The organism is Nocardia sp. NPDC051981, assembly GCF_040680715.1.
GTDB lineage: Bacteria > Actinomycetota > Actinomycetes > Mycobacteriales > Mycobacteriaceae > Nocardia.
Genome location: NZ_JBFAXK010000006.1, coordinates 63,123 through 81,369, shown reverse-complemented (window position 1 = coordinate 81,369; position 18,247 = coordinate 63,123). Strand labels below are relative to the sequence as shown.

Here is an 18,247-nt window from a genome sequence, read left to right as displayed (position 1 = left end):
ACAGTGCGCTCAAGCGATTTTCGCGGCGTAATCGCTGGAAGGAAGTGGTGCGCACGCCGATCGGCGAATGGCCGCCGAGTCGCCCCGTAGGGGTGGAATAGGGGGTTGCGAAGAACCCGTGTCGGTACCCGGGGACACACTAAAACTGTTGTATATCAAACGAATACGGAGCGCCACGTCTAGCGGTCCGACATCACCCCGTGTAGCCTCACCGATACATTCCTCGCATTCCTCGACAATTCACTGGGGGAAGTGTGTCGCATTCCTTGCCCACCATTTATTGGCGCGCTCTCGATCGTTTCAGCGATATCGTCGCCGCCCATCCCGAACGGGAGGCGGTGATCTATGCCGACGGCAGGAATCGGGACGGCCTGCCCGATTACCGTCACCTCACCTACGCCGAACTCGACGCGTGGTCGGACACGATTGCCGAGCGGTTCGCCGAGGCCGGCGTCACCCGCGGCGTGCGCACCATCGTGCTGGTGCGGCCGGGACCCGAGCTGTACGCCGTCCTCTACGGGCTGTTCAAGATCGGCGCGGTGCCGGTGGTAATCGACCCGGGCATGGGCATGTTCAAGATGCTGCGCTGCCTGCAGGCCGCCGACGCCGAAGCCTTCGTCGGCGTCACCGAGGCGCAGGCGCTGCGCATCGTGTTCCGCGCCTACTTCCGCAAGGTGCGGATGGCGGTCACGGTCGGGCGCTCGTGGTGGCAGGGACCCACCCTCGAAAGCTGGGGCCGCACACCGGCTTCCGCGCTGCCCGAACGCGAGCCCGCGCCCGATGACGAACCGCTGCTCATCGCGTACACCACCGGCAGCACCGGGCCCGCCAAGGCGGTGGTGCTCACCCACGGCAATCTCAGCGCCATGATCGACCAGGTGGACGCCGCGCGCGAGCACGTCGCGCCGGGCACCTCGCTCATCACCGCGCCGGTGGCGGGCATCCTGGAGCTGCTGCTCGGATCCCGGTGCGTGCTACCGCCGCTGATTCCCTCCAAGGTCGGGGCGACCGATCCGGCGCACGTGGTCGACGCGGTGCAGCGGTACGAGGTGAAGACCATGTTCGCCTCCCCCGCCGTGCTGATCCCGCTGCTGCGGCACATCGAGCAGACCGGGGCAGCGCTGCCGAGCATCGAGAGCATCTACTCCGGCGGAGCGCCCGTCCCGGACTGGTGCATCGCGGCGCTGCGGCAGGTGCTGCCCGAGCCGGCGAAGGTGTACTCCGGCTACGGCGCGACCGAGGCGCTGCCCATGGCGACCATCGAATCCCGTGAGCTGCTGGGCGATCTGGTGGAGCAGGCGCACACCGGGTACGGGGTGTGCGTGGGCGCGCCCGCGCTCCACGTGCGGGCGCGCATCATCGCCATCACCGACGATCCACTACCGGACTGGGCGGATGCGGAGGCGCGGGCAGCCGATCTGGCGGCGTCGCGCGGAATCGGCGAGCTGGTGGTATCCGGGCCGAATGTCAGCCCCCGCTACTTCTGGCCGCAGGCGGCCGACCGGACCGGCAAGATCATCGACGGCGAGGTGATCTGGCACCGCACCGGAGACCTGGCCTGGATCGACGACGCCGGGCGAATCCGCTTCTGCGGGCGCAAGAGTCAGCGGCTGGAGACGGCGAGCGGGCCGATGTTCACCGTGCAGGTCGAGCAGGTGTTCAACACCGTCGAGGGCGTGGCCCGCACCGCGCTGGTGGGCGTGGGTGCGCGCGGGGACCAGCAGCCGGTGCTGTGCGTGGAGCTGACACCGGGGGCCGACCGGGCCGCGGTCGAGGACCGATTGCGCGGGCGGCGCGACGAATTCGACATCACCAAGCCGGTGGCGGAGTTCCTGTTCCATCCGCGATTCCCGGTCGATATCCGCCACAATGCCAAGATCGGCCGCGAGAAGCTGGCGGTCTGGGCGGCCAAGCAGCTCGACGGATAGGGCCGCGGCATGAGAAGCCCGGCGCCGCGGGTGGTTCCGCTGGTCACGCGGTTGTACTTCCTGACCGGGATCGCGGCCCGGTTGTATCTGCTGGCCGGACTGATCGCCGCGGTGGCCGGGCGTGCCCCGTCGAATCCGGCGCTGCGGCTGCTGTGGTGGGCCGACGCGGCACTGTGCGCCGCGGATCCGGCCACCCGCATACCGGTCAGCATGGCCGCCGACGAACTGGCCAGCCGGATCGGCTGGGACACCGCGGCGCTGGCGCCGCTCCTCGGCCGCGCCCGGCGACGCGACCACACACTTCTGGAGGCATCGTGAAAGCAGCAGCATCGTGAAGGCATTGGTGACGGGGGCCTCCGGCTTCCTGGGCGGCGCGCTCACGCGCCGGCTGGTGCGCGACGGGGACCACGAGGTGGCGATTCTGGTGCGGCGCACCAGCAATCTGCGAGACCTGACCCCGGTGCTCGACCGGGTGGAGCGGGTGGTGGGCGATCTCGGCGACCCCGACTCGCTGGAACGCGCCGTCGCCGGTGTCGATGTCGTGTTCCACAGCGCCGCCCGCGTGGACGAGCGCGGCACCCGCGCCCGCTTCTGGGCCGAGAACGTCGCCGCCACCGCGCGATTGCTGGCCGCTGCCCGGGCAGCGGGCGCGCAGCGGTTCGTGTTCATCTCGAGCCCGAGCGCGCTCATGGACCGTGACGGCGGCGATCAGATCGATATCGACGAGTCGGTTCCGTATCCCCGCCGCTACCTCAACCACTACTGCGAGACCAAGGCCGCCGCCGAACGCCTGGTGCTGAAGGCGAATTCGCCCGGATTCACCACCTGCGCGCTGCGGCCGCGGGCCATCTGGGGTGCGGGCGACCGATCCGGGCCCATTGTGCGACTGCTCGAACGGGCGGCGGCCGGGACCCTGCCGGATCTGTCGGCCGGGCGCGAGGTGTACGCCTCGCTGTGCCACGTCGACAATATCGCCGAGGCCGCGGTCAGGGCCGCTGCCAGCGAGAATGTCGGCGGCAAGCCGTATTTCATCGCCGATGCGGAGCGGACCGACGTGTGGGGGTTCCTCGGTGACGTCGCCGCGGACCTCGGCTATCCGCGGCCCGGCCGCCGGCTCGATCCGCGCGTGGTGGCGCTGGTGGTGTCGGTGATCGAAAACCTCAGGCGGGTACCGTATCTCGCCGAACACTGGACGCCGCCGCTGTCGCGGTACTCGGTTGCGGTGATGACCCGCTCGGGCACCTACGACACCTCCGCGGCGACCCGTGATTTCGGATATCGGCCCGTAATGGATCGCGACACCGGCATGACCGAACTGAAATCCTGGATCCGCAGCGGGGAGGTGATCGCAGGGTCCACCCGCTGACCAGCGCTCGGACGCTCCCCTCAAGAACTTGTGTTACGCGCGGTACCGGCTAACATGGCTGGTACCGCGCGAGGGTGAGTCGGTGCTGACGGCCCTCGAGGCCGCAGACGCAGTGCAGCACCGCTACTCAATGAGGAGAGCGCCCGATGCCGGAGTTCGACTATCACGGCGTATCCGTCGCCTACGATCGCGCCGGGTCCGGGGATCCGATCCTGTTCCTGCACAATATCGGCGGCGACCGGCGCATCTGGGTGAACCAGACGCGCGCGCTGGCGGCCACCAACACCGTGTACGCGCTGGACCTGTTCGGCTACGGCGACTCCGACTCACCCGCGGACGGCTACACCGTCGACAACTATGTACGCATGGTGTCGGAGTTCATCGACTCCCACGGGCTCAGCAATGTCACGATGGTCGGCAACTGCTTCGGCAGCGCGCTGTCCCTGCTGTACGCACACCGCAACCCGCAGAATGTGCGCGCGCTGGTGCTGTGCAGCCCACTGACCGCCGCCACCCTGCGTCCCACACCGACCGGATGGACCGCGCGCGCGGCCGCCCAGTTCCCGCTCGACTCGGTCGCGGGCGCGATCAGGCTGCCCGGTTTCGCCGCGAATCTCGTCGTCCGAGAACAGCTCGGCCCGCGCGGCCGAGGCATGGGCTCCTCCCCCTTCACCGGCCTGCGCCGCCGCTGGAGCGAACCTCGCCGCCTGCTCCCACCCGCCGCCATCGCCCGCGACCTCCCGAAGCTGGCCGTCCTCGACGACTTCCGTCCCGCCCCCGGCTTCCCGCCCATCACCACCGTCTGGGGCGCCAAGAACCACATCCTGTCCGCCGCCGCCGGCGCCCGCCTCAATGCGACGCTGTGCCCGTCCGAGGCCATCGAACTCCCCGACTGCGGTCACCTCGTCATGCTGGAGCAGCCCGAAACCGTCACGGCCGCCATCCGTTCCGCCACCCGCACAGCCCTGGCGGGCTGAACTCGCCCAGCACCCAGCCCCCTCTCCGCCACGGACGCCCGGTGCATCGGCCGAACCCGGCGTCTCGAAAGAACAGTTGCCCGCCGGCAACTCAGGTCAGCCCGCCGCCCGGTGCAGTCGGGTAGCGAGCTCACGCAGGTGCGCCGCCAGTTCCGGCGGCTCGAGGATCCGGAAGTCGAAACCGAAACCCGCCACGTGGACGGCGATGGCGTCGAGTGAATCCGCGCCGGTGTGCAGGATGCAGGTGTCCGGGTCGACGGCCTCGAGGACGCCGACGGTCGGGGCGATCAGCTCGGCGGCCCGTTCGGCGGAGGTCAGCAGGGTGATGCGGGCCTGATAGCGGTAGGGCGCTGTGGTGACGCCGCGGGAGACCTGGGCGGCGGCGTCGGGGGCCTCGCGTGGTGTGAAGCGGGGGCCGGTGGGGACGCGCGGGGTGAGGCGGTCGACGCGGTAGGTGCGCCAGTCCTCGCGGTCCACGTCCCAGCCGGTCAGGTACCAGCGGCGGCCGACGTGCACCAGGCGGTGCGGTTCGGTTGTCCGGCGCGAGGAGTCGCCATTGTGGGTGCGGTAGTCGAATCGGAGGCGATGCTGGTCACGGATGGCCGCGGCGATGGTGGTCAGGGTGTCCGGGTCGACGCGCGGGCCGCCATCGGGGACGGCCACGGTCGCGGCCTGCAAGGCCGTCACCCGATGCCGTAGCCGCGAGGGCAGCACCTGTTCGAGTTTGGCCAGTGCGCGCAGTGAACTCTCCTCGATGCCCGCAATGGTCCCGCCCGCCGCCGTGCGCAATCCCATGGCCACGGCGACGGCCTCCTCGTCGTCGAGCAGCAGCGGTGGCAGCTGTGCGCCCGCGCCCAGCCGATACCCGGCCGCGCCGGCGGTGGCGTCGACGGGATAGCCGAGGGCACGCAGCTTGCCGATGTCGCGGCGCACGGTGCGCACATCCACCTCGAGCTGGGCGGCCAGCTCCGCGCCGCTCCACTCGCGCGGAGTCTGCAGCAGCGACAGCAGGCGCAGCAGCCGGGCGGAAGTTTCCAACATGAATTCGATTCTGCCGCACAGCTAGGGCAGAAACTGTCCTAACTGCTTTCTATCGTGGTTCTCATGAGCGAACAGATCACGCCCTTCCGCATCGACATCCCCGCCGAGCAGCTCGACGACCTGCGCCGGCGACTGGATGCCGCCCGTCTGCCCGCCCCGCTGCCCGGCGACGACTGGGACACCGGCGTTCCGGTGCACTGGCTGCGTGCGCTGGTCGACCACTGGCGTACCGGATACGACTGGCGCACAGCCGAAGCCGAGCTCAACCGGTATCCGCAATTCGTCACCGAGATCGACGGGCAGCGCATCCACTTCCTGCACATCCGCTCCGCCGAACCGGGCGCGGTGCCGCTGCTGCTCACCCACGGCTGGCCTGGTTCGATCGCCGACTTCCTCGACGTGATCGGCCCCCTGAGCGATCCGCGCGCCCACGGCGGCGATTCGGCCGACGCCTTCCACCTGATCATTCCCTCGCTGCCCGGGTTCGGATTCTCGGGACCGGTCGGCGACTCCGGTTGGACCCGGGCCCGTATCGGCCGGGTCTGGGCGGAGCTGATGAACCGGCTCGGCTACGAGCGCTACGCCGTGCAGGGCGGCGACATCGGCGGCGCGGTCAGCCCCGAAGTGGCCCGCGCGGCACCGGATCGGGTGATCGGCGTGCACGTCAATGGTGGCCCGAACCTGCCGCCGCCCTCGGCCGCGGACGACATCGACGAACTCACCGAGCTCGAGCGGGACCGGGTGCGGCGCATCCAGGCGTTCATGCGAGAGGAGTTCGGGTACGTCGCGATTCAGTCCACCCGGCCCCAGGCCCTGGCGTACGGGCTCGTGGATTCGCCGGTGGGACAGCTGGCCTGGATCATGGACAAGTTCCGGGAGTGGACGCATCCGCGCGGCGTGGACCCGGACAAGATCATCGACCGCGATCGCCTGCTTACCACCGTCATGCTCTACTGGCTCACCGGCACCGCGGGTTCCGCGGCCTATGTCGGGTACGCCCACACCGGGGAGTGGGGTGTGCCCGGCGTGAATTCCGGTGTGCCGACCGCCGTCATCGCCTTCGCCCACGACGTCTGCATCCGCCGCTACTGCGAGCAGTCCAACACCATCACCCGCTGGGTCGACGTGGATCGCGGCGGGCACTTCGCGGCCATGGAAGAACCCGAGCTGCTGGTCACCGACATCCGCGAGTTCTTCCGCGACCTGCGTTAGCCCGTCGGGTCAGGGCACCAGGGGCGCGATCTGCTCGGCGGCGAACCGGACGAAACCCACCGGGTCCGGTTCGTCGCCGGTGGGTTGCAGGACCACACTGGTGGCGCCGGCCTCGATCCAGCGGAGCACGGTGTCGGCGATGGCCTGGGCATCTCCCGCCACACCGATATCGGGAATGGTGTCGCGTCCCTCGGCGCGCAGCTCCGCGGCCACCCGTTCGGCGGCCCCGGGACCGGTCGCCGCCAGCAGGTACACGACGATCGGATACGGCTGCGCCGCAAGCGCTTCGGGCCGCGCGGCCCGCACGATCCCGGCGGCCGTCCGGATCCCGTCGGCGGGTGTGGAGCTGGTGAGGATCACCCCGTCGGCGGCCTCCCCCACCAGACTCAGCGTCCGCGGCCCGGTCGCGGCGGCCAGGATCGGCGGTGCGGCGGCCGGCGGCCAGTCCAGCGCGACGTCGTCGAGCCGGACGTACCTGCCCTTCACCGTGATTCGCTGCCCGGCCAGCAGCGTCCGCAGCGCGTCGAGATATTCGCGCAGCAGGGTGATCGGCGAGGCGACCCGCTCCCCCACCTGCCCCATCCAGTCCTGAACCCCGTGTCCCACACCCCAGATCCCCCGCCCGGGGAACATCCGCTCCAGCGTCGCCAGCTCCATCGCGGTGACCGCGACATTGCGTAGCGGCACCGGCAGCACACCCACCCCGACCCGCACCCGTTCACTCCACGCGAGCGCCGCTGCGGCCGTGGCGATCCCGCCCTCCAGGAAGCAGTCCTCCCACAGCCACAGCTCGTCGAGTCCCGACTCGTCCGCCGCTCGCACCACGTCCCGCAGCCGCTCGGGCGGTTGCTGCGGCCGGAACACCACTCCCAGGGTCGTCATACCCCATGCGTACCACGCCGGAGCCGGAAATGGCTGTGGCCCGGTCACATTCGCGACCGGGCCACAGGGTTCGGAGCTCAGCCGAAGTGGCAGACGTAGTGGACCGGCTCGACGACCTCGATCTGGAAGCTGGAGTTGCCCGGCACGGAGAACGACTCGCCGCCCTTGTAGGTGACGGCCTCGGACTCGCCGGCGAGGGTGACGTTGCACTGGCCCTCGAGCAGCTCCATGATCTCCGGCGCACCCGTGTTGAAGGTCAGGGTGGCGGGGAGGATGACACCGATCGACTTGCTGGTGCCGTCGGCCAGTTCGATGTTGTGGCTCACACACTTGCCATCGAAGTAGACGTTGGCGCGCTTGGTGACGGTGACATTCTCGAACTTCATGCTGGTACGGGGCCCTTTCTACGGGTGACGACCGGCCGTGCGGGCCGGTCCGGTTCGCGCCGATCGTACCCGCGACCGCCAAGCAATCGTTCAGTCGGGCAGCGCGTCGAGGGCGCGGTCGGGCAGGGCGTCGAGAGCCCGAGCCGTCAATGCCTGCCCCTGCTCGATGATCGGGGTCGTGCGAGGGAAATCCATGGTGCCGCAGATGTTCTGCGGCACCTCGATCACCAGGTCCGGCGGGTGGGCGGCCAGATGCTGGCGGGTGAGATCGATGGCCCGCTGGGCGACATCGGTGGCGCGGATGCTGCTCAGCGCCGGGGGCTGCGCCGGCACCTCCTCGACCCGCCCGGCGGCGAACAGCCCGCCGACGAGTGCCCCCATCGACGATCCGGCCACACCGACGATCCACGCTCCTGGAGCTCGGCGATCACGCCGATGCGCGCGTATCCGCGTGCGCCGCGCGGACTGACCTGCCCCACCGGCTTTCGCCGGGGCGGGACGGGATCAGGCGGCCGAGGTCACGCGGTAGACGTCGTAGACGCCTTCCACATTGCGGACCACGTTGAGCAGGTGGCCGAGGTGCTTGGGGTCGCCCATCTCGAAGGTGAACTTGGAGATGGCGACCCGGTCACCGGAGGTGGTGACCGCGGCCGAGAGGATGTTGACCTTCTCGTCGGCCAGCACCTTGGTCACGTCCGACAGCAGGCGGGTACGGTCCAGGGCCTCGATCTGGATGGCCACCAGGAACACCGACGACGGCGACGGCGCCCACTTGACCTCGATGATCCGTTCCGGTTCCGCGCGCAGCGAATCGGCGTTGGTGCAGTCGGTGCGATGCACGCTGACCGCGCCGCCGCGGGTCACGAAGCCCATGATCTCGTCGCCGGGCACCGGGGTGCAGCACTTGGCCAGCTTGGAGACCGTCCCGGGCGCGCCCGGAATCTCCACGCCCGCATCACCTGTGGTGCGCTGACGAGCCGGCACGGTGGACGGCGTGGACCGCTCGGCCAGTTCGTTCTCGACATCGCTGACACCGCCGAGCTGGGCCATGAGCCGCTGCACCACATGGTGCGCGGACACCTGGTTCTCGCCGACCGCCGCGTACAGCGCCGAGATGTCGGTGTAGTGCAGCTCGTGGGCGAGCGCGCTCATGGCGTCGACGCTCATCAGGCGCTGCAGCGGCAGGCCCGAGCGCCGGACCTCCTTGCTGATGGCGTCCTTGCCCGCCTCGAGGGCCTCCTCGCGGCGTTCCTTGGCGAACCACTGCCGGATCTTGGCCTTGGCGCGCGGGGACACCACGAAGTTCTGCCAGTCCCGGGAGGGTCCGGCGTTCTGGGCCTTGGAGGTGAAGATCTCGACGACCTCACCGTTCTCCAGCTGCCGTTCCAGTGCGACCAGCCGCCCGTTCACGCGCGCGCCGATGCACCGGTGGCCGACCTCGGTGTGCACGGCGTAGGCGAAGTCCACCGGGGTGGACTTCTGCGGCAGGGTGATCACGTCACCCTTGGGCGTGAACACGAAGATCTCGGGCGATTTGAGGTCGAAGCGCAACGACTCCAGGAACTCGGCCGGGTCGGCCGCCTCCCGCTGCCAGTCGAGCAGCTGACGCATCCACGCCATGTCGTCGACTTCGGTGGAGTCGTTGGAGTGCTTGCCCTTGGTCTCCTTGTACCGCCAGTGCGCGGCGATGCCGAACTCGGCGGTCCGGTGCATGTCCTGGGTGCGGATCTGCACCTCCAGGGGCTTGCCGTCCGGGCCGACCACGGTGGTGTGCAGCGACTGGTAGACGCCGTAGCGCGGCTGGGCGATGTAGTCCTTGAACCGCCCGGCCATGGGCTGCCACAGCGAGTGCACGACACCGACCGCGGCGTAGCAGTCGCGCACCTCGTCGCAGAGGATGCGGATGCCGACCAGGTCGTGGATGTCGTCGAAGTCCTTACCCTTGACGATCATCTTCTGATAAATCGACCAGTAGTGCTTCGGACGGCCCTCGACCACGGCATTGATCCGGCTCGACGCCAGGGTGTTCACGATCTCCGCGCGCACCTTGGCCAGGTAGGTGTCACGTGATGGCGCGCGGTCGGCGACCAGCCGCACGATCTCGTCGTACTTCTTGGGGTGCAGGATCGCGAAGGCGAGGTCCTCCAGCTCCCACTTGACGGTGGCCATACCGAGGCGGTGCGCCAGCGGCGCTATCACCTCGAGGGTCTCGCGGGCCTTCTTGGCCTGCTTCTCCGGCGGCAGGAAACGCATGGTGCGCATGTTGTGCAGCCGGTCGGCGACCTTGATCACCAGCACGCGGGGGTCGCGGGCCATGGCGATGATCATCTTGCGGATGGTCTCGGCCTCGGCGGCCGCGCCCAGGTTGACCTTGTCCAGCTTGGTGACGCCGTCGACCAGATGGGCGACCTCGGTGCCGAATTCGGCGGTCAGTTCGTCGAGCGAGTACCCGGTGTCCTCGACGGTGTCGTGCAGCAGCGCGGCCACCAGCGTGGTGGTGTCCATGCCCAGCTCGGCCAGGATGTTGGCCACCGCCAGCGGGTGCGTGATGTAGGGGTCGCCGGACTTGCGGAACTGGTGGGCGTGCTTCTCGTCGGCGACGTCGAAAGCCCGTTGCAGCAGAGCGAGATTCGCCTTCGGGTACAGCTCCCGGTGCACGCTGGCGAGGGGCTCGAGCACCGGCTTGACGGCGGCGATGCCGCGCTGCCCGGTCATGCGGCGGGCCAGGCGCGCGCGGACGCGACGTGATGCGGAGGTGGGAACGGCGGTGGTGTTGCGAGCGGCGGACTGCCCGTTGGCCGATGGGGTGGCGGACTCACCCTCGGGCGATTGCCCCGAGTTCGCCTGCTCCAGATGCTGTGTCATGCCACCTCCGCTCGCGGCCTCGATCGGAAAACCATATCGGACCGTTCAACCACCCAGATCATCCACTTTAGTCCTGGAATCGGATCCCGACCGGACAGCGACCACCGCCGGTCCGAACAGCTCCGGAGCGATGAACGATACCCGGTCGGGGCTCGGTTTCGCGCCCGCATGGGACCCGGATTGTTCCGGTGTCGGCCGGGCCTCCCTGCTCATTGTTCGCCCGCGCTCTCGACCAGGCCCTCCGGGGTCAGTTCCAGCCGCCTGGTCACCCCGATCTCGGCGAGGAAGCGCGGGTCGTGACTGACCACGAGCAGCGCGCCCTGGAAGCTCGCCAGCGCCTCGGTGAGGTGGGCGAGGCTGGGCAGGTCCAGGTTGTTGGTCGGCTCGTCGAGCAGCAGCAGTTTGGGCGCGGGTTCGGCCAGCAGCAGCATGGCCAGGGCCGCGCGCAACCGCTCACCGCCCGAGAGGGCGCCGGCCGCGACATCGGCGTCGGTGCCGCGGAACAGGAACCGGGCCAGCTGGGCCCGGATCTGTTCGGCCGAGGCGTGCGGCGCGGTGGCCGCCACGTTCTCGAACACCGACCTGGATTCGTCGAAGACGTCCAGGCGCTGCGGTAGCATGCGCCACGGCACCCTGGGCGACTCCTCCCGGATGCGGTGCAGCAGCGTGGTTTTGCCGATGCCGTTGCGGCCGGTGAGCGCGATGCGTTCGGGGCCACTGACTTTCAGCGTCACCGTCGGCCCGCACGGGAGCCGCGCCTCGGTCAGCTGGAGCACGTCCTGGCCCGGGTAGAGCCGGGTGTCCGGCAGGTCGACGCGGATCTCGCGGTCGTCGCGCAGCCGGTCCTGCATGTCGGTCAGATGATCCCTGGCCTCCTCGACCTTGCCGATGTGGTGGTTGCGCAGCTTGCCCGCCGAGACCTGGGCCTGGCGTTTGCGCTCCCCCATGACGATCTTGGGTTCGCGCTTCTGGTCCCACATCTTCTGCCCGTAGCGTTGCCGCCGGTCGAGTTTGATGCGGGCCTCTACGAGTTCGCGCGCCTGTTTGCGAACATCGCTGCGGGCCTCCCGGATCGCCGCGCGGGCGGCATCCTGCTCGAGCTCGATGATCCGCTCGTACTCGCTGAAATTGCCGCCGAAGAGCCGGATCTCGCCCTGCCGCAACTCGGCGACGGCGTCCACGCGGTCGAGCAGTTCACGGTCGTGGCTGACGGTGAGCACGGTGCCGGGGAATTGGCCGACGACCTCGTAGAGGCGTTGCCGCGCCACCTGATCGAGGTTGTTGGTCGGTTCGTCCAGCAGCAGGACGTCGGGTTCGCGCAGCAGCTCGGCGACCAGGCCCAGCAGTACGGTCTCACCGCCGGAGAGGGTGTCGAGCCGGCGGTCGAGCTGCGCGACATCCCCTGCGACGTAATGCAATCCGAGCCGTCCGAGCAGCGCCACGGCGCGTTCCTCGATATCCCAGGCGGTGCCCACGGTTTCGAAGTCGGCGTCGGTGCCGGATCCGGATTCGATGCGGTGCAGGGCTTTCCGGATCGCGGCCAGCCCGAGCACCGCGTCGACCCGCTGCCCCGCGACCAATCCGAGGTCCTGACGCAGGTACCCGAACCGCCCCGGAATGCTCACCGAACCGCGCGCGGGGCGCAGTTCGCCGGTGATCAGGCGGAAGAGAGTGGATTTCCCCGCGCCATTGCTGCCGACCAGGCCGAGGTGACCGGGTCCGAGCTGGGCGTCGAGGCCGTCGAAGACCCCGGTGCCGTCCGGCCACGCGAAGGTGAGATCGAAAATGGAAATAACAGGCATTGACATGCGGGCCTCCCCGAGAGTGAGCGAATGCGGCGCGCGATTGGCGGGCCACTCGGCGATCACCTCAGAAGAGCAACGGCATGTCTCCGATCGGACGGGAAACGAACTCGACTACGGTAACCGAGATCAACGAGCCCGTGCAAGAACGTATTTCGTGAGCCGAGTCTCACCGCCGGTCAGCGCGCGGCTCGCGCCGTGCACCGCAGGTAGCCGAGCGCGATCACGGCCAGCAGGGCGGCCAGGCCGTACATGACCGTCGCGCCGTGCCCCAGCGTGATGCCGCCGAGCGCGGTCCCCGCGCCGATGCCGATGTAGATGCAGGAGGCGTTCAACGCGACCACCAGCCCGGACTCCTGCGGCGCGGCCGCGATGAGCCGGTGCTGCTGCGCCGGCGTCTGGCACCAGCTGGCCGCACCCCAGCCCACGGTCAGCAGCCCGACCAGGGCGGGAACACGGGTGTCCGTCGCCGCCAGCACACCCATGCTCGCCAGGGTCGCCGCCATCACCGCGTATCCGGCGGTCAGCACCCGGGCGGCGCCGAAGCGGTCGGTGGCGTAGCCGGACGACAGGTTGCCCGCCACCGCGCCCACGCCGTACAGCATCAGCATCCACGCGGTCGTGGGGGCCCCGATTCCCAAGGCCCCCAACGCCGGAACGGCATACGCGTACACGACATACGCCGCCCCCATGCCGAGCACCGTCAGCGGCAGCACGGCCGCGACCGACCGATTGCGCAGCACCGCCAGCCGTTTCGCCAGCGGGACCGCGGGATTGCCGGGCAGCGCGGGCACCCAGGCCGCGACACCGGCCGCCGCCAGCAGGCACCCGATCGCGACCCCGGTCAGCGCCGACCGCCAGCCCAGCCAGTGCCCCAGCAGATCACCCAGCGGCACACCCAGCGCGGTCGCGATGGTCAGCCCGCCGACGACCACCGCCAGCGCCCGCCCGCGCGCCTGCGGCGGCACCAGCGCCGCGGCCACCGCGCCCGCGTTGGGCGTGAAGGCCGCCGCTCCCAGCGCGGCCACGATCCGGGTGGCCAGCAGGATCGCGAACGTCGGCGCGAGCGCCGATCCGAGATTCGCCAGCACGAGCACCAGTAGCGCCGACACCAGCAGCGCCCGGCGTGGCAGCCGCGCGGTCATCGTGGCCAGCACCGGTGACCCTAGCGCATAGGCCGCCGCGAACACCGTCACCGCCGCGCCCGCGGTCGCCGTGGACACCCGCAGCGATCCGGCCAGGTCCGGCAGGAACCCGGCCAGGATGAACGAGTCGGTGCCGACGGCGAAGGTGCCCAGCGCCAGGATCAGGGTGCGCCGCAACCCGTTCGGCGCGACGGTGGCCTCGGCCGTCGACGGCCGGGCAGCAACCGGGATATTAGGCATCCCGAATCTCCTTCCGAAAAAACCCGGCGCGGGGCCGGGTCGGTTTCTCGCGAGCGGCGCGACCACTCAGGCGGTCACATGTTCATAGAAGCTGCGTGTGTGGGCCGAGGCATTGGACGGAGCGGCGGCCATCAGGTCGGCCACGGTCTGCGCGGCCAGCTCGCGCCGCCAGGCCAGCTCGGCGCGCCCCATGGCCCGGGCGATGCCGCACGGCTTGGCGAATTCCGTAGCCGCCCGGGTGGCTCCGGCCCCACGGCGGCGAATCTCGGTACAGCGGAAGGCTTCCGTGCGCCCCTCGACCGCGGACACCACGTCCATGAGCGTGATGCGCTCGGGTGCGCGCGCCAGCCGGTAGCCCCCGCGCGCGCCGGGCGTGGAGTCGAGGATTCCCTCGCGCACCAGCGGCTGCAGCCGCTTCTTCAGGTATTCGGGCGGTAGCTCGAAGATCTCGGCCAGGCGGGCGGTGGCGATCGGCGCGTGATCGTCGAGCCAGGCCAGCACCGTGCAGCAGTGCAGTCCCCATTCGACGCCTTCACCCATCATCATGAATAGGGATAATACATGTCCCGGATACCCGGGCCAACCCCGATTCAGCGGCTGATGCGGCGGGCCTTCATGCCGTTCGAGAGCGGCACCTCGGTCACCTTGCCGCCGGATTCGGCGTGCAGCATGCGGCCGCTGCCGGTGTAGACGCCGACATCCGAGGGCCCGCGCGGGCCGAAGGACCCGAACACCAGATCGCCGGGCTTGGCATTGAGCAGCTGGACCTCCACGCCCTGTTCCCACTGCTGTTCGGCCGTGCGCGGCAGGCTGATGGTGCCGCCGCTGGCGGCGAATACCGCGGCCGCGGTGAAGCCCGCCTGGTCGAACCCGCCGTCGCTGGGCCCGCCCGGACCGCCACCGCCGAAAACGTAAGGGGTGCCGACCCATTGCTGTCCCGCCGCCACGATCTGCGCTCCCAGATCGGCATTCGGGTCGGCCTGGAACCGGCCCTCGCTGCCGAGGCTGCGGAATCCGGGCTCGGCGGCCAGGATCCGCGCCACGTACGGCCGGGTCTCGGTGTAGTGCCGGGAGATCTGGTTGGGCATGCCGCCGGAGGCGAGCACCGCACCCTCACCGGCGTTGTAGGCGGCGATGGTGAGCGCGGTCAGGTCGCCGGAGACCCTGCCCTCCGACATCCAGCCCTCGATGGTCTTGGCGATGGCGCACATGTAGCGCCCCTGCCCGATGATGGCGTCGGCCGGATCCAGCACGCTGGCATAGCCTTTGCCGTCGGCGTCGATGACGTACGGCTGTCCGTCGGGTGCGAGGGCCTTGGCGGTGCCGGGCATGAACTGGGCGATGCCCTGCGCGCCGTCCGGAGACACCGCGTCGGTGCGGAACCCGGATTCGGCCTGGCCCTGGGCGGCCAGCAGCGAGGCGCCGATCTCCGGGCACAGCGAACCCGCGCGGCGGTACCAGATCTCGAGTTCGGGCGGCACCTTCCCGGAGGCGAGATTGCCGCCCGGCGTGCCGAATCCGTTCTCGCAGTAGGGCGTACTGGGTGCGGGGATGCCGCCGCCGGCCAGCCATGGCATGGGATCGACCTGATGGCCGCCGGTCAGCCGCCCGCCCGGCACCAGCTCGAAATGCAGGTGCGGGCCGGAGGATTCGCCATTGCTGCCGACATCGGCGATGTGCTGGCCCATCTGCACGATGTCGCCGGTGTGCACGAAGATGCCGTTCTGGTACATGTGCCCGTACACGGTGGAGTACCGGCGGCCGCTGCCGTCGAGGGAGTCGATGACCACCCAGTCGCCGAAGCCGGACGCCGCGCCCGCGGCCACCACCAGCCCGTCGGCGGCGGCGTAGATCGGCGTGCCCGCGGGGGCCGCCAGGTCGACGCCCATATGGGTGCCGCCGCGCGCGCCGAATACGTCGCTGACGGTGAATGCGCCTGCGGCGAGCGGATATTGGTGCCGCCCGGCCCCGATGAGGCTGCCCGCCTCGTTCACCGTGCCGGGCGCCGCCGCCATGGAGGCATTGGCCGGCGCGAGCTCGGTGGAGGTGGGGGCGGCGTCCTTGATGGTGACCTGGACCCGGTCCAGGTGATTGCGGGCGACGTCCCCGCGGTCGCCGAGCGGGCTCCACTCGGTGCCGGCGGCCGCGCCCGGAGTCCAGCTGCGCTGCTTCCAGATCAGGTAGTCGACCCGGAAGGCGGCGGCGTTCTGCTGCAGGAACGAGACGATGGCGTCGCCCTTGCCCGAGTCCGCGCCGACGATGAATTCCACCGAGCGCCCGGCCTTCAGGTCCGGGACGGAATCGTCGTTCACGACGCCGCGCATGTCCATCATGCCGAAGTGGGCCACCGTGCAGCGCAGCACGCGCAGCGCACCCTCCTGCAGACCGGCCTCGACGGGCGCGCCGGTGCTGGGGCAGTTGGGTTCGGTGCGGGCCGAGGTGACGGCCGGAACGCTGGGTGTGCCCGGGCCGCAACTGGTCTCGCTGGCGGGCAGGATGATGACGAGGACGAGGGTCAGCAGACCCAGCACCAGGGCGACCGCCCCACCTACGAGGACTTTGGGCTTCACGCCCGAACGCTCCCGGCCGCCGCGGTGATCACCCGGACATCATGCCATGGCGGACACACGGTTTCACGGATCTGCGTGTCTGTTTCAACAGGCATACAGCGGGCATCCCCCTGATATGCCGTACGTCGCCCGCAATGAAGTCCACGCCGCTCGTATCATCAGCGGCGTCGGCACGTTGTTCGCCCTCGTCGAGGGCGTCTACATCCTGATGCTGATCCTCAACGCGGATCAGTCCAACAAGTTCTTCGTCTTCATCAAGGGGCTCGCCGAACCTCTCGCGTTATTCTTCCCGGGCCTGTTCCACACCGGTAGCCCGAACGTCGACACCATCCTGAATTACGGCCTGGCCGCGGTCTTCTGGCTGGTGGTCACCGGTTTCGTCGCCCGGGTCGTTGCCCGCTAGAGGCCTGCGGCCGACAGATCGAACGCGGTGAGAGCCGCGGAGAACAGGGGTGTGTGCTCGGAGCGGCCGGGATCGTATCCGGTAAGGGCGGCGATGCGGTTCAGGCGGTAGTTCAGGGTGTTCCGGTGCACGACCAGCGACTCGGCGGCCGCGACGCGATTGTGGTCGCAGGCCAGATACGCACGCAGGGCCGCCATCAGGTGCTGATGCTCGGCCAGGGGCGCGAGCAGGCCGAGCAGCCAGGCGCGGGCGGGGCCGGGGCGGGCGAACTGGTACTGCAGGGCGAGGTCGGCCATGCGGTACACACCGGTCGGCCGTCCCAGTCCCAGGGCGAGCCGGGCGATCTCCCCGGCCTCCTCGGCGCGCCCGGGGATCTCGGAAACCGTTGCGGCGGTGGCTGTCCCGGCTATCACCGGGCCACCCGCGGCGGCGGCGATCCGGGCGACCGCGGCATCGACCCGGGCGGCCGGTTCGCTCACCGGCACCAGCACCCAGCCCCCGGCCCGCTCCAGCACGGTCAGTGCCAGCGGTGACAGCGCGTCGACCTCCCCGTGGATCACGCGCATGGCGAGCCGCGCGCCGTCCCCTGCGGCGGGCCGCATCTCGCCCACCGGGGCGGCCGGGCCGGCGGTCCGCAGCGCCAGCACGTGGTAGCCGCCGAGCGCGATCCCGAATCGATCGGCCAGCAGTTCGGCCGGTTTGCCCTGCAACAATGCTTGCGCCAGAGCGCGTTTGGCTTCCCGCTCTTCCCAGTGCAGGTCCTGCCGTTCATGCAGATAGGACCCGGCCACGCCCGGAATGACGACGCCCAGGTACCGCAGCAACTGCGGCACGGCCCGCAGCAGTTCCTCCCGCTCGTGTTCGGTCCGCGCCTGTGCGGTGAGGAAGTTCCAGGCCGCCAGCGCCCCTTGGTGATACACCGCCAGCACCGCGTCCAGCGGGATGCCCTCGCGCGCCCGGCGCACCGCGGCCGCGATCATGTCGTCCAGATCGCCCGCCTGGGGTTCGCGCCCGTCCCCCAGCAGTCGCGCGAACAGCCGCAGATTGTCCTCGGCACGATGGATCACGTCCCGCTCCAGCAGATCCCGTGGCAACTGCTCGTAATCCGGGACGCTGCGCACCACCGCCGCCAGGATCTGCCGCGCGGCCTCGGACAGGTGGGTCGCCAGGAATTCCGCGAACGCGGCCTGATCCTCGGGTGGGTTACTCACCGGTACATTGTTGCCGCGACCGAATCCCTTCGCGGGGCAAATGAATCCAGCAGAGCGAATAGCCGCCACCACCGGACCGGCCTGTCATTCCGCCAAATCCGGCCGATCAACCCTGAGCCCGCGCACAGAGACCGCGACCACCCTTCTCCGGGACGGTTCGGCCGACATTGTCGTGGCACAGAAGGAAGATCCCTCCCCACCGCGGTGCAGGCCCTGATC

16 protein-coding genes are annotated in these 18,247 nt (G+C 69.9%); 6 read left to right on the top strand and 10 right to left on the bottom strand.

Features of this window, described 5'->3' with window-relative positions; genetic code table 11:
- Window positions 1–266: 266 nt before the first annotated feature.
- The 4 genes from AB0L60_RS13640 to AB0L60_RS13625 all read left to right on the top strand — a co-directional run bounded on the left by AB0L60_RS13640 (window position 267) and on the right by AB0L60_RS13625 (window position 4,271).
- Window positions 267–1,928: a fatty acid CoA ligase family protein gene (locus AB0L60_RS13640; protein ID WP_364612260.1), complete on the top strand. Its 1,662-nt coding sequence runs from the start codon at window positions 267–269 to the stop codon at window positions 1,926–1,928.
- Between the two features lie 9 nt (window positions 1,929–1,937).
- Window positions 1,938–2,246 carry a hypothetical protein gene (locus tag AB0L60_RS13635; RefSeq protein ID WP_364612257.1) on the top strand — a complete coding sequence of 103 codons (309 nt, stop codon included), beginning with the start codon at window positions 1,938–1,940 and terminating at the stop codon, window positions 2,244–2,246.
- Window positions 2,247–2,259: 13 nt separating this feature from the next.
- On the top strand, window positions 2,260–3,294 hold the full coding sequence (locus AB0L60_RS13630) for an NAD-dependent epimerase/dehydratase family protein (protein WP_364612254.1): 1,035 nt from the start codon (window positions 2,260–2,262) through the stop codon (window positions 3,292–3,294).
- Window positions 3,295–3,440: 146 nt separating this feature from the next.
- Window positions 3,441–4,271, top strand: coding sequence for an alpha/beta hydrolase (locus tag AB0L60_RS13625; RefSeq protein WP_364612251.1), 831 nt, complete (start codon window positions 3,441–3,443; stop codon window positions 4,269–4,271).
- A gap of 96 nt (window positions 4,272–4,367) precedes the next feature.
- Here AB0L60_RS13625 and AB0L60_RS13620 read toward each other — a convergent pair whose 3' ends face one another.
- Window positions 4,368–5,312: a YafY family protein gene (locus tag AB0L60_RS13620; RefSeq protein WP_364612248.1), complete on the bottom strand. Its 945-nt coding sequence runs from the start codon at window positions 5,310–5,312 to the stop codon at window positions 4,368–4,370.
- A gap of 63 nt (window positions 5,313–5,375) precedes the next feature.
- Here AB0L60_RS13620 and AB0L60_RS13615 point away from each other — a divergent pair, with 63 nt between their 5' ends.
- Window positions 5,376–6,524: an epoxide hydrolase family protein gene (locus AB0L60_RS13615; protein ID WP_364612245.1), complete on the top strand. Its 1,149-nt coding sequence runs from the start codon at window positions 5,376–5,378 to the stop codon at window positions 6,522–6,524.
- Window positions 6,525–6,533: 9 nt separating this feature from the next.
- On the opposite strand, the gene AB0L60_RS13610 is transcribed toward AB0L60_RS13615, so the two are convergent.
- From AB0L60_RS13610 to AB0L60_RS13575, 8 genes are all read right to left on the bottom strand, one after another.
- The gene (locus AB0L60_RS13610; protein ID WP_364612242.1) at window positions 6,534–7,406 is read right to left on the bottom strand and encodes an LLM class flavin-dependent oxidoreductase; all 873 of its coding nucleotides are present in this window, start codon (window positions 7,404–7,406) and stop codon (window positions 6,534–6,536) included.
- A 77-nt stretch (window positions 7,407–7,483) separates the two neighbouring features.
- Entirely contained in the window at window positions 7,484–7,792 is a 309-nt protein-coding gene (locus AB0L60_RS13605) for a pyrimidine/purine nucleoside phosphorylase (protein WP_354837226.1), read from the bottom strand.
- 90 nt (window positions 7,793–7,882) lie between these two features.
- A complete protein-coding gene (locus AB0L60_RS13600; RefSeq protein ID WP_364612237.1) occupies window positions 7,883–8,173 on the bottom strand; it encodes a hypothetical protein in 291 nt (96 codons plus the stop codon).
- A 123-nt stretch (window positions 8,174–8,296) separates the two neighbouring features.
- Window positions 8,297–10,657, bottom strand: coding sequence for a RelA/SpoT family protein (locus AB0L60_RS13595; protein WP_364612235.1), 2,361 nt, complete (start codon window positions 10,655–10,657; stop codon window positions 8,297–8,299).
- A gap of 209 nt (window positions 10,658–10,866) precedes the next feature.
- Window positions 10,867–12,465 (bottom strand): ATP-binding cassette domain-containing protein, encoded by a 1,599-nt coding sequence (locus tag AB0L60_RS13590; RefSeq protein WP_364612233.1) that lies wholly within the window; start codon window positions 12,463–12,465, stop codon window positions 10,867–10,869.
- Window positions 12,466–12,638: 173 nt separating this feature from the next.
- Window positions 12,639–13,844, bottom strand: a complete 1,206-nt coding sequence (locus AB0L60_RS13585) for an MFS transporter (protein ID WP_364612230.1) — start codon at window positions 13,842–13,844, stop codon at window positions 12,639–12,641.
- A 66-nt stretch (window positions 13,845–13,910) separates the two neighbouring features.
- Complete coding sequence (locus tag AB0L60_RS13580; protein WP_364612227.1) at window positions 13,911–14,390, bottom strand: Rrf2 family transcriptional regulator; 480 nt, start codon at window positions 14,388–14,390, stop codon at window positions 13,911–13,913.
- Between the two features lie 44 nt (window positions 14,391–14,434).
- Window positions 14,435–16,414 (bottom strand): peptidoglycan DD-metalloendopeptidase family protein, encoded by a 1,980-nt coding sequence (locus AB0L60_RS13575; RefSeq protein WP_364612224.1) that lies wholly within the window; start codon window positions 16,412–16,414, stop codon window positions 14,435–14,437.
- A 115-nt stretch (window positions 16,415–16,529) separates the two neighbouring features.
- Here AB0L60_RS13575 and AB0L60_RS13570 point away from each other — a divergent pair, with 115 nt between their 5' ends.
- Window positions 16,530–16,817, top strand: a complete 288-nt coding sequence (locus AB0L60_RS13570) for a hypothetical protein (protein ID WP_364612221.1) — start codon at window positions 16,530–16,532, stop codon at window positions 16,815–16,817.
- Here the strand turns inward: AB0L60_RS13570 and AB0L60_RS13565 are convergent.
- A complete protein-coding gene (locus AB0L60_RS13565) occupies window positions 16,814–18,028 on the bottom strand; it encodes a helix-turn-helix domain-containing protein (RefSeq protein ID WP_364612218.1) in 1,215 nt (404 codons plus the stop codon). The two genes, AB0L60_RS13570 and AB0L60_RS13565, sit on opposite strands and share 4 nt — an antisense overlap.
- Between the last annotated feature and the right edge of the window lie 219 nt (window positions 18,029–18,247).